8 protein-coding genes and 1 pseudogene are annotated in these 12351 nt (G+C 65.3%); 7 read left to right on the top strand and 2 right to left on the bottom strand.

Annotated features, from left to right (window positions below):
* The first annotated feature begins 13 nt into the window (after nt 1-13).
* Both HAP54_RS20860 and HAP54_RS20855 read left to right on the top strand, forming a co-directional pair.
* A complete protein-coding gene (locus HAP54_RS20860) occupies nt 14-688 on the top strand; it encodes an RraA family protein (protein WP_166303404.1) in 675 nt (224 codons plus the stop codon).
* A gap of 516 nt (nt 689-1204) precedes the next feature.
* A complete protein-coding gene (locus HAP54_RS20855) occupies nt 1205-3499 on the top strand; it encodes a TonB-dependent receptor (RefSeq protein ID WP_414646226.1) in 2295 nt (764 codons plus the stop codon).
* 237 nt (nt 3500-3736) lie between these two features.
* Here HAP54_RS20855 and HAP54_RS20850 read toward each other — a convergent pair whose 3' ends face one another.
* Both HAP54_RS20850 and HAP54_RS20845 read right to left on the bottom strand, forming a co-directional pair.
* Nucleotides 3737-4510 (bottom strand): SDR family NAD(P)-dependent oxidoreductase, encoded by a 774-nt coding sequence (locus HAP54_RS20850; RefSeq protein WP_166303402.1) that lies wholly within the window; start codon nt 4508-4510, stop codon nt 3737-3739.
* 116 nt (nt 4511-4626) lie between these two features.
* On the bottom strand, nt 4627-5247 hold the full coding sequence (locus tag HAP54_RS20845) for a hypothetical protein (protein ID WP_166308180.1): 621 nt from the start codon (nt 5245-5247) through the stop codon (nt 4627-4629).
* A gap of 361 nt (nt 5248-5608) precedes the next feature.
* On the opposite strand from HAP54_RS20845, the pseudogene tuf reads away from it, so the two are divergent.
* The 5 genes and pseudogenes from tuf (at nt 5609) to HAP54_RS20820 (ending at nt 12306) form a co-directional block, all read left to right on the top strand.
* A pseudogene (gene tuf, locus HAP54_RS20840) lies at nt 5609-6815 on the top strand (elongation factor Tu).
* Between the two features lie 280 nt (nt 6816-7095).
* Nucleotides 7096-7419 carry a DUF2946 family protein gene (locus HAP54_RS20835; protein WP_224741850.1) on the top strand — a complete coding sequence of 108 codons (324 nt, stop codon included), beginning with the start codon at nt 7096-7098 and terminating at the stop codon, nt 7417-7419.
* A gap of 208 nt (nt 7420-7627) precedes the next feature.
* Entirely contained in the window at nt 7628-9841 is a 2214-nt protein-coding gene (locus tag HAP54_RS20830) for a TonB-dependent receptor (RefSeq protein ID WP_248114471.1), read from the top strand.
* Between the two features lie 166 nt (nt 9842-10007).
* Nucleotides 10008-10943 carry a helix-turn-helix domain-containing protein gene (locus HAP54_RS20825; RefSeq protein ID WP_166303393.1) on the top strand — a complete coding sequence of 312 codons (936 nt, stop codon included), beginning with the start codon at nt 10008-10010 and terminating at the stop codon, nt 10941-10943.
* A gap of 118 nt (nt 10944-11061) precedes the next feature.
* Nucleotides 11062-12306 carry an acyl-CoA dehydrogenase family protein gene (locus HAP54_RS20820; protein ID WP_166303390.1) on the top strand — a complete coding sequence of 415 codons (1245 nt, stop codon included), beginning with the start codon at nt 11062-11064 and terminating at the stop codon, nt 12304-12306.
* Nucleotides 12307-12351 lie beyond the last annotated feature (45 nt).

Raw genomic sequence — 12351 nt, 5'->3', positions numbered from 1 at the left:
CCGGAGAAAACCGATGGCCATAGGATTTGCAATTCACAAGGCGAAGCGGAAAGTCTCGCCTGACCTCGTCGCGCGCTACCGCCCGCTGCCAGTCGCCAATATCAGCGATTCGATGTCGCGGATCGCGGGCACCAACCGGCTGCGGCCGATGCATGCCGGCGGCTGGCTCGGCGGCCCGGCGCTGACCGTCAAGACCCGGCCCGGCGACAATCTGATGGTGCACAAGGCGATCGATCTCGCCCAGCCGGGCGACGTCATCGTCGTCGACGCCGGCGGCGTCCTGGTCAACGCCATCATCGGCGAGATCATGTCGACCTTGGCCGAGAAGAAGGGCGTCGCGGGCTTCGTGATCGACGGCTCGATCCGCGATGCCGGCGCGATCCGCGCTGGTGCGTTCCCGGTGTTTGCCGCCGGCGTCGCGCATCGCGGCCCCTACAAGGACGGCCCGGGCGAGATCAATTGCGCCATCTCGATCGACGGCATGATCGTCGAGCCCGGCGACCTCATCGTGGCCGACGACGACGGCGTGCTCTGCGTGCCCTATGACGACGCCGAGGCCATCTGCAAGCTGACCGAGGCCAAGAAGGCCACCGAGGAGAAGGCGATCCAGCAAATCCTGGCCGGCACCAGCGACCGCCGCTGGGTCGACGAGGCCTTGCAGCGCCTCGGCTGCGAGTTCAAGGACTAGACACGATACCGTTGCCTAAGAGGCGGGAATGCCCGTCTCTTAGGCACAAACCTGCGTAAAGCCGCCCAGTATCACCGCCCCGTATCGGATTCGCGCGGCCGTCCACCGGCATCGGGAATTTGTCCCGAACATATCTGGAAAAGAATCCCGGTCCTCCGGGACACATCTTGTTTGCCAAAGCCTTAGCGCTCCCGCAGTCTTAAAACCAAGGTTCGTCGGGGATAAAAGTCGAACCGCGACTTTGGGGTGGGGGTCATGGCTGGTGTGTTGTTGCGTACGGCAACACGATTTCTGTCTTCTTCGGTACACACACGTGGCGCCGCGGCCGTGCTCACGGCGATCGGCGCTGCGGCGCCGCTGACCGTTGTTTACGCCCAGACCCCCGCACCCGCCCCGACCGAGCTGCCACCAGTCACCGTAATTGCCCCCTCGCCGCTATCCGGCACGCGCAGCGCCAAGCCGGCGGCCCGGCCGGTGATACGGACATCGCGAACCACACGAACACGGGCCGCGCCGGTGCAGACCGCGGCGGCGCCCGAGGGCGGCGCCGGCGTTCCGGGCGTCTCCGACCGCGACGCGAGCCTGCTCGACCGCGACAAGATCCCGTCCAACACCGAGGTGCTGACCTCGGCGGATTTCAGCCACAACTATTCGACAAACTTTCTCGACTCGGTGAATCGCAAGCTGCCCGGCGTCACCCTGACCGACCAGACCGGCAATCCGTTCCAGCGCACTCTCGACTACCGCGGCTTCGTCGCCTCGCCGGTTCAGGGAACGCCACAGGGCATCGCGGTCTATCAGAACGGCGTCCGCATCAACGAATCCTGGGGCGACGTGGTCAACTGGGATTTCATCCCGGAAAAGGCCATCGACCGGGTTTCGCTGGTTCCCAACAACCCCGTGTTCGGCCTCAACGCGATCGGTGGCGCACTCAGCATCCAGATGAAGAACGGCTTCACCTATCAGGGTGTCGAGGCCGAAGCGTTCGGCGGCTCCTACGGCCGCGTGCAGGGCAGCGTGCAGGCCGGCGGCCAGAAGGACAACATCTCCGCCTATGCGGCGTTCGAATCCGCCTATGACCGCGGCTGGCGCGACTACGCCAATTCGTCGCACGTCAACCGCATGTATGTCGACATCGGCGCGCGCAACGATGACACCGAATTCCACGTCAATTTCACCGGCGCCAGCAATCTGCTCGGCAACGTCGCGGCCACGCCGGTCGAGATGCTCAATCAGCGCTGGTCGAGCGTCTACACCTGGCCGCAGTCGACGAAGCTTCAGCTCGCCTTCGTCAACGCGACGCTGAACCACAATTTTTCGGACACATGGTCATTCCAGGGCAACGCCTACTTCCGCGGCTTCCGGCAGTCCCATGTCGACGGCAATGGCACCGACGTCGCGCCGTGCGACGATCCCACCAATTTGTGCATCGGCGACGGCCTTCCGATTTTCGGCCCGGCGGACGGTACCGTTCCGAACACGCTGGGCACCGCTTTCCTTGGCGAGATCGACCGCAACCGGGTCGCCACCAACAGCTTCGGCGGTACAGCCCAGTTGACCAACACCGACAAGCTGTTCGGGCATGACAACCACGTCGTGATGGGCGTCAGCGTCGACCACGGCAACACAAAATTCACGGCGACCAGCGAACTCGGTACCGTCGACCAGAATCTGTTCGTGACGGGCACCGGGGTCTTCATCAACCAGCCCGACGCCGGTCTCAGCCCGGTCGACCTGCGCGCCACCAACACCTATACCGGCGTCTACCTCACCGACACGTTCGATGTGACGAACAAATTCTCGGTCACCGCCGGTGGACGATTCAACTATGCCCAGATCGACCTGCAGGACCAGACCGGCACAAACGACCTGCTCAACAGCAGCAACCGCTTCCAGCGATTCAACTCGGTGATCGGCGGCACCTACAAGATCACCCCGAACCTCACCGCCTATGCCGGCTATTCGGAAGCCAACCGCGCGCCGACGCCGCTGGAGCTCGGCTGCTCCGATCCCAACCATCCCTGCATGATCGACACCTTCCTGGTGGCCGATCCGCCGCTCAAGCAGGTGGTGGCGCACACCGTCGAGGCCGGCCTGCGCGGCGGCTGGGGCCGCGACGCCAGGACCGGCGTGCTGAGCTGGGGCCTCGGCGTGTTCCGCACCTTGTCCGACGACGACATTATCCAGGTGGCAAGCCCGCTCGGCGTCAACAATTTCGGCTTCTTCCAGAATGCCGGCCAGACCCTGCGGCAGGGCATCGAGGCCAAGCTCGAATACCGCTACAACAGCTGGAACGCCTACGCCAACTACACCTATGTCGACGCGACCTATCGAAGCGCGATCACGCTGTTCTCGCCGAACAATCCGAACGCCCAGACCGACCCGAACAACGACGACGTCTCGTTTGTCAACGTCAAGCCGGGCGACCACATCCCGGGCATTCCCGCGCACCGCTTCAAGGCCGGCGTCGAGTACAACGTCACTGACGCGTGGAAGATCGGCGCCGACCTCAACGTCGTGGGCAGCCAGTGGATCATCCACGACGACACCAACCAGAGCCCGAAGGTGCCGGCCTATTCGGTCGTCAATCTGCACACCTCATATCAGATCACAAAGAACATCGAGGTGTTCGGCCTGATCAACAACGTGTTCAACCAGCACTGCTATCTGAGTGGCGCGTTCTATCAGACCGGCGGCTTTGCCAGCGCCACGCCTGGAGTCACCAACCTGATGGCGCAACTGAGCGATCCGCGCACCTTCGTGCCCGGCATGCCGCTCGCCGCCTATGCCGGCATCAGGGCGAAGTTCTGAGTATTATGAAAGTCTGGTCAAGCGGCGTGGCGACGCGAACTCGCTGCACCTCTCCCGCTTGCGGGGGAGGTCGGATCGCATCGACAGATGCGATCCGGGTGGGGGTTCTCTCCCCATAGAGAGCATCGATCGCGGAAACACCCCCACCCCCGCCCTCCCCCGCAAGCGGGAGAGGGAGCGCACTTCCTTCGCGGAAACTATTCAACCTATCGTGGCCCTGACGAGCGATGCGGAATCCTACGCCAGCGTCCCGCCGTCGACCGGCATCGCGATGCCGGTGACGAACGACGCCTTGTCCGACAGCAGGAACACCGCGACCTCCGCGATCTCCTCGGGGCGCGCGGCGCGGCCCATCGGATTGCGGGTCACGGCGGCCTTGATCAGTTCCTCCGGATCGGCCTCGTTGTGACCCGGCTGGTCCGGCCGGTTGACGAACACCCGCAGCATCGGCGTGTCGATCGCACCGGGACAGATCGCATTGACGCGCACGCCGTCCTTGGCGTGGCGCTTGGCGAGCGCCCGCGCCAGGCCGATCACGCCGGCCTTGGCCGCCGAATAGGTCGGGCTCCACGGCGAGCCTGTCAGCCCCGAGGTCGATGCCGTGAACAGGATGCTGCCCTTGCGCCGCGCCGTCATCTGCGCGAGCGCCGCGTTGGTGGTGATCAGCTGCGAGCGCAGATTGAGGCCGACGCTGAGGTCCCAACCCTCCATGTCGTCGATCACGGACGGACCGGGAATGCCGAGATGGTTCCAGACGCAGTCGAGCGCGCCGAATTCCTCCACCGTCGCAGCGACGATCTCGCGCGAAAAGCCGTCGTCGCGGAGATCGCCGGTCAGCGCCAGCGCGCGGCCGCCGCCCTTCCTGATCTCGTCGACCACCGCCTTCGCGCCGGCCTCGTTCTGATCGACCACCGCAACGGATGCGCCCTCGCGCGCGAGGATGCGCGCCCCGGCGCGGCCGGCGCCCGACGCTGCGGCGGTGACGAGCGCGATCTTGCCCTGCATGTCCATGTTTTCGATCCCGGCTGTGCTCTTGATCTCGAGCCTTCTCGGCTCTGGTTGGATCAGGACCGCAGCGCTCCGGTCTTGCGCTGATGCGCTATCCGCCCGATCTGCGCGAGAATGCGCTAGCGGCCGCCGAACAGAACCGGCGACTGGCCAGGCAGCAGCTGCGAATGGATGTCGCTGTCCATCCGCTCCGTCCCTTGCTGGGTGAAACCGGCCCCGAACGACAGGGTGACATTTGAACTGGGGCGGAACTCCAGGCCCGCGCGCGCCGAATAGCCGGCGTTGACGCCGGGATTGCCGCTGAACGGCGCCAACGGCCCGCCGGCGCCGGGCGGATTGTATTTCAACGTGTCGAAGCCGGCGAAGAACGTCACGGGTGTATTGCCGACGCCCTTGAAGTTGTAGCCGAACTGCGCGCCCTGATATTCGAGCGAGCCGAACGCCGCCGATTGGCCGAGCGCGCTCCAGCTGGCGCGGCCGCCTTCGCCGCCGATGAACCAGCCGTCCGGACGGCCGTTCAGATACGAGAAGTCACCGCCCTGCGCGCTGGCGGCGTCGAAGCCCGGAAAGTTGCCGTAGGTGTCCGCCTTCTGGCCGTCGGCCAGGCTGCCACCGAAGCCGAACAGCGACCCCGGCGTCCAATAGCGCACCGGGCCGGCCTGGGCATGCGCTTGCTGGCCGCCGAGACACAGCGCCGCCGCGATGATTGCGAGACCGGTTTTGCTTGCGAAGATCGACATTCCGGAGACCGTCATTTGTGCCCGCAAACTATACGCGCCGGAGGCCGACAATGCCAGCGTACCGCTCCCCGGCAACACGACCGCCTCTTGCCAATCGCGCGGCCACCCCTTATGTACACGCCTCCTTTTCTTGAGCGAGCGACCCAGGTTTCCACATGCGGCGATCACAGCAAGCATCGATGCTGATGACGGGAGGGCTATTGCCCTCAGCCGCCGCTATTCTGCTTTGGACCTGACCTCACGTCACACCTGACATTGGAAGGCAGCCCGGAGCGGAAGCGGCTCCGGGCGCCGAACGAGCTCTCGCGGTGCCTCGAGTCGTGCAAACCCAGCACGGGAGCTCGAACACCACAGGTGTCCCATGGCCAAAGAGAAGTTCATCCGCCTCAAGCCCAACTGCAATGTTGGCACGATCGGCCACGTGGATCATGGCAAGACGACGCTGACGGCAGCGATGACGAAGGTTTCAGCCGATCACGGCTGGGGCGCGTTCGTCTCCTATCAGGACGTTGCCAGGGCGTCGGCAGCGCAAGGTACGCGTGACGACACGAAGATCCTGACCATTGCGACGAGCCACGTCGAGTTCTCGACAGCGGCGCGTCACTACTCGCACGTCGACTGCCCGGGCCACGCCGATTATGTGAAGAACATGATCACGGGCGCAGCGCAGATGGACGGTGCGATCCTGGTCGTCTCCGCCGTCGACGGACCGATGCCGCAGACGCGCGAGCACATCCTGCTCGCGCGCCAGATCGGCGTGCCGCGCATCGTGGTGTTCCAGAACAAGTGCGATGTCGCTGACGATCCGGAGCTCGTCGATCTCGTCGAGATCGAGGTGCGCGATCTGCTGTCGAAGTACCAGTATGACGGCGACAACGCGCCGGTCGTGCGCGGTGCGGCGATGGCGGCGCTGCGCGGCGAGCGCGGTCCGCTGGCGGATCAGGCGATCCTGAAACTGTTCGAGGCGCTCGACAGCACTATCGAGCTGCCCGAGCGGCCGAAGGATCGTCCGTTCCTGATGCCGATCGAGGGCGTGCAGTCGATCGCAGGACGCGGCACTGTGGTGACCGGGCTGGTCGAGCGCGGCACGATCAGGCTCGGCGACGAGGTCGAGATCGTCGGCCTCGGCGAGACCCGCAAGTCGGTCGTGACCAGCATCGAAGAGCTACCGGAAGATCCTCGACCAGGGGCAGGCCGGCGACAATGTCGGCTGCCTGCTGCGCGGGATCGACAAGGCTCTCGTGCAGCGCGGTCAGGTGCTGTCGCACCCGGGCGGTGCGTCGCCGCACCGGACCTTCCGCGCGGAAGTGTATGTGCTGACAAAGGACGAAGGCGGACGGCACACGCCGTTCTTCGCCAATTATCGTCCGCAGTTCTACTTCCGGACCGCCGACGTCACCGGCACCGTCCAGCTCGCCGATGGCGCCGAGATGGTGATGCCGGGCGACAGCGCCGAGTTCACGATCGAGCTCAACAAGCCGATCGCGCTCGAGGAGCGGTCGCGCTTTGCGATCCGGGAAGGCAACCGCACCGTCGGTGCCGGCGTCGTCACCGCGATCGTGGAGTGAGGGATGGGGGCCTGGCGCGAGCCGGGCCCCTATTTTCATAACGAGTGCTTCACGGCCACCACGAAAGAACGCCGCAAGTCGCGACGTTGCCCAATCGCCCCAGACGGCTGGAAATTGATCGCATTGCCCAGCAATGCGGATTGACAGGCTGACACGTTTTCGAAAATGTGCGACACCGCGTCGCAGGCACCGTCCATCGGTGTTGTGACCATCGACGCGGAATGGCGTCGTCATGAAGTGGTTTCGTTCGAACATCAGGCACGGGGCTGGGCTGGCGCTTTTGGCGCTGGCGATCCAGTTCGCGCTGTCGTTCGGGCATTTTCATGCCATCGCATCGGCACAGGCGACGGCGTCGTTCGCGGCGCATGTCGAGAACGCCTCGCGCGATGAACCTCGTTCTGCCCCTGATTCCGATCAGGCCGCGGACCTTTGCGCGGTCTGCGCCGTCGTGGCGATGGTCAATACGGCGACGCCGGCACCGGCGCTGCCGCCGCTGCAGTTGCCCGATGCCGTCGGTCTGCTGCGTTGGCGCATCGACAGTTATGCGGCCCCGGTCGAATTCGGCCGGCCGCACTTTCAGCCGCGCGCACCTCCGATCTCCTGACCTCCAGGCACAACTGAACTTCGAACGCGGCCACGCATCGGCTGCCGTTTGATCAATGGGGAATCTGGCCGTCGCGCATCGACGGCGGGCTCGACCGCGTCCTCATCGGAAGGATCCGGATCGCGGCCTGGTGAGATCGGAAACGAACATGTCAGGACATATCAGACGACACGCCGCCGCCGGCGCGGCATCGCTTTTGGTCTGCGGGATGAATGGCGCTGCATACGCGCAGACGACCGCGCCGACCACAGAACTTCCGGATATCACGGTGACGGCGCCGCTGCATCACAGCGCGCCGTCTGCGTCGAACAAGCCGAAGACACGCGTTGCGGCCGGCGGCGGTCGACGCGCGCGGCGAACCGGTGCGGTATCGGCTGCGCCCGAATCCGCCGAGCAGGTTCAGGCGCGAGGGATCGCTGGCCAGAACGCGCGGCTCGACCAGGCCCGCGCCGCGCTGCTGGCACCGACCGGCGCCAATACCTACGAGATGAGCCGGCAATTCCTGGAGTCGCTGCCGCAGGGCACCAACACCACCCTGGACAAGGCGCTGCTGCAGGCGCCCGGGGTCTCGCAGGACTCGGCCGCAAGCGGCGAGCTGCACGTGCGCAACGAGCACGCCAACCTGCAATACCGCATCAACGGGATCATGCTGCCGGACGGCGTCGGCGCCTTCGGCCAGATCATCGACACCGGCATCGTCGGCAGCATGGCGCTGTTCACCGGCGCCCTGCCCGCGCAATACGGCCTGCGCACCGCCGGCGTGCTCGACATTCAGACCAAGACCGATGCCTTCAACAATTCCGGCAGCGTCAGTGTCTATGGCGGCAGCCACGGCAATTTCACGACCAGCGTCGACTATGGCGGCACCATCGGACAGACGCAGTATTACGTCTCGGGACGCTATTTCGGCAGCGATGTCGGCATCGAGAATCCGACGCCGGCCTACAATGCGATCCACGACCGGACCGATCAGGAAAAGGGCTTTGCCTATGTCTCCACAGCGCTCGATCCGACCAGCCGGCTGACCTATATCGGCGGCGTCTCCAACGGCAATTATCAGATCCCCAACAATCCGGGCCAGTCGCCGGCCTTCACCGCCTTCGGCGTCTCCAATTTCGATTCCGCGCTGCTCAACGAGCGGCAGCGGGAGTTCAACCAGTTCAACGTCGTGGCCTATCAGAAATCGGCCGACGGCCTCGATTACCAAATCGCCTATTTCAACCGCTACAGCCAGTTGCACTTCACGCCCGATCCGGTCGGCGATCTCGTCTTCAACGGGGTCGCGTCCGACGTCTACCGTCAGAGCTTCATCAACGGAATTCAGGAAGACACGTCCTACAGAGTAGGCTTCGCCCACACGCTGAAGTTCGGTGTGTCGTTCAGCGCCGAGCGGTCGCTGGTCAACAACGGCTCGACCGTGCTGCCGCTGGACGATACCGGCAACCCCATCGACGCGCCGCTCTCAGTGTTCGATTCCAGCGCCAAGACCGGGTACCTGTTCTCCACCTACATCAGCGACGAGTGGAAGATCACCAACCAGCTGACGCTCAACGCCGGGCTGCGCTTCGACCAGATGTGGCAATATGTCGATGCCAACCAGCTCAGCCCCCGGATCAGCCTGACCTGGAAGCCTCTCGAAGGCACGACCTTCCATGCCGGCTATGCCCGCAACTTCACGCCGCCCGAGCAGGTGCTGGCGGCGCCGACCAATCTGGGACTGGTGCAGAACACCACGGCGCAGCCGGCGGTCACCGCCAACGACCCCGTGCTGCCAGAGCGCTCGCACGTGTTCGACGTCGGCGTCACGCAGAAAGTCTATGCGATCCCGGGCCTCGAAGTCGGCATGGACGCCTATTACAAGATCGCGACCGATCTGCTCGACGACGGCCAGTTCGGCGCGGCCTACGTCCTGACCGCTTTCAACTACGCGAAAGGCACCAACGAAGGCGTCGAGCTGACGGCGAGATACGACCACGACAATTTGCACCTCTACGGCAACGTCGCCATCGCAAGACAGGTCGCGACCAACGTCGTCTCGAACCAGTATCTGTTCGATCCGGACGAACTGGCCTACATCGCCAACAATTACGTCAACACCGATCATGCCCAGACCCTGACGGCATCGGTGGGCGGCTGGTATCAGTGGCACGACACCAAGTTCAGCGCCTCGCTGATCTACGGCTCAGGCCTGCGCGACGGCTTTGCCAACATCGGCACGGTGCCGCCCTACACCCAGGTCAATCTCGGCGTCTCGCACGATTTCTACCTTGTCGCACCGAACAAGCCGACCACGCTGCGTCTCGACGTCGTCAATCTGTTCGATACCGTCTACCAGATCCGCGACGGCTCCGGCATCGGCGTGTTCGCGCCGCAATACGGACCGCGGCGCGGCGTCTATGCCGGCATCACCCAGAAGTTTTGACGAAAGTCCCACGTCAACCGGGGGATGACGACGCCGACGGCATCGTCATTGCTCCAGTCCGCGGATGTCCTGGGACCCGCGGGCTGGCACTATTTGACCGCCGGTTTGGCCGGCGATATCTTTCGACCGCTGGGCCCTTCGCAGTGACAGTCTATTCGAGGCGCACATGGAATGGTCGACCAGGCCGGCCCGTCCGGATCAGCCCTTCGGCAGTTGGGCTGATGACCTCGCGGCTGCGTTCGTGCGGTTGGAGCCGCGCAGGATTGCCGAGGAGTCCTTTGCCGGCACGATCTGCATGGTCGATGCCGCGCCGCTGCAGATCTCGCGGGTCACGGCGAGCGGACACACCGTGCTGCGGCTGCCGTCGCACATCGTTGCGAGCACCGACGACCTTTGCTTCGTCAACCTCCAGCTCGAAGGGCTTGGACGCACCTCGCAGCGCGGCCATGAGCAGATCAGCGCGCCCGGCGATCTCGCGGTTGCCGATACGACGCAGCCGTTCGAGATCGCCCACCGCCACAACTTCAAGCTCTTTTGCTTTGCGGTGCCGCGACGTCTGTTGCCGGACGCGCTGTTCGATCGCCCGCGGCTCGGCCTGTCGGCGACCGAAACCGGCCGCGCGCTCTCGCGGACGCTGGCGAGCTATGCCGAGCTCTGCCTGAGCGGCCGTCAGCTCGCGACAACCTCGGCGATGCTCGGCGCGCATATCGCCGAGCTGATCGCGCACGCACCCGACATCCTCGCCGACATGTCGCCGGAGCGCGTGCATACGCCGGTGCTGCTGTCGATGATGCTTGACCACATCGCCCGTCACAGCGACGATCCCGAGCTCGGTGCCCCGGCGCTGGCCACGAAATTCCGCTGCTCCGAGCGCTATGTGCATCGCCTGTTTGCGACCACCGGCCGCTCCGTCGGCGAACACGTCAACGAGCAGCGGATCGCCGCGTGCACGCGCGCCCTGCTCGATCGCAGCGCTGCCCACAGGACCATTGCCGAGATCGCCTTTGCCGCGGGCTTCCGCGACATCTCGCATTTCAACCGCCTGTTCAAGCGCCACAATGGCCTCGCCCCGCGCGAGTTCCGTCGCTCAGCCGCGCATTGAAAGCGCGACGAGACCGGGTTCAAGACCCGGTTCACCCCACGCCAAGAAATCGGGCACTGCCGTCCAAGATTTCCTGACCATGCCGGGATAGCGATAGCCCGACACGGAGGACATTGGCATGGCGATCGATTTCACGCTCACGGCGCAGCAGCGCGAGTTGCAACTCGCCTCCCGCAAATTTGCCAGGGAGGGGCTGGCCGAGGCCAGGGCGGCCGAGAAACTGGCAACGCCGGAGCAGCGCTTTCTCGCCACCAAACCGACCTACGAGGCGATGGTGGCGGCCGGCTACGTGCGCAAGTGCATTCCGGCGCCGGCAGGCGGCGACAATGCCGGCATGATCGACATGGCGATCCTGGCCGAGGAATTCTACAGCGTGAACCCCAGCGTGACGCTCACGATGCTCGGCAGCGTGCTCGGCCTGCTGCCGCTGCTGCTCGGCGGCACGGCCGAGCAATGCCAGCGGCTGCTCGCGCCGTTCCTGAAGACCAGCGGCGCGCCGCTCGCGGCCTTCTGCTCCAGCGAACCGGGCGGCAGCGCCAACGCCGCCTCGCCGCCGCCCGGTGAGGGCGTCCGCACCACGGCCCGGCGCGAGGGCGACAATTGGGTGATCAACGGCCGCAAGAAATGGGTGTCCTCGGCCACCGGCTGGAATCGCGAGGGCGCCGATCTCCTGACCGTCGTGAGCCGAACCGATCCGGCGGCGGCACCCGACGCGGCCATCTCGATCATTGCCGTGCAAGGACCGGTGACCGGTCTGGTGTTCGAACGCGCGATCGACAGCATCGGCCATCGCGCGCACCTCGTCCCCCAGTTTGGCTTGCAGAATGTCACGGCGCCGCAGCGCAATCTGCTCGGACAGCAGGGCTCAGGTCTGGCGCTGACGGCGGCGGCGTTCACCGGCACCGCGGCGCTGGTCGGAATCTTCGGCGTCGCGCTGATGCGGGCGGCGTTCGCGTTCGCGCTTGATTTTGCCCGCACCGAAAAGCGCGGCGGCGTTCACCCCATCATCGAGCATCAGGCGGTTGGATACGCACTCGCCGATGCCAAGACCACGATCGAGGCGGCGCGCTATCTCAGCTGGCGCGCCTGCCATGCCCTAGACACCCAGTCGCCGGCGGCCGAGGAACTCGCGGTGCAGGCCAAGATCTTCGGCTCCGAAGCCGCCGTGCGCGTCATCACCGATCTGATGCGGGTGGTCGGCATCGACAGCTATGACCATGAAGCGCCATTCGGCGGCCTGCTGCAGGACGCGCTCGCGCTGCCGATCTTCGACGGCGGCAATCTGGGCATCCGCCGGCGGCAACTGCACACGATGTTCAAGAGCCGCGACTACAGCCCGCTTGCTGCAAGCGGCGCGGCGTAGGCCAGAGCGTTTTCGAGCGAAGCCTGCCCCGCACGTGATGCGGGG

It is taken from the genome of Bradyrhizobium sp. 2S1 (assembly GCF_011516625.5).
Taxonomy (GTDB): Bacteria; Pseudomonadota; Alphaproteobacteria; order Rhizobiales; family Xanthobacteraceae; genus Bradyrhizobium; species Bradyrhizobium septentrionale.
The sequence above is the reverse complement of the archived record's forward strand: the minus strand, read 5'-3'. Positions and strand labels throughout refer to the sequence as shown.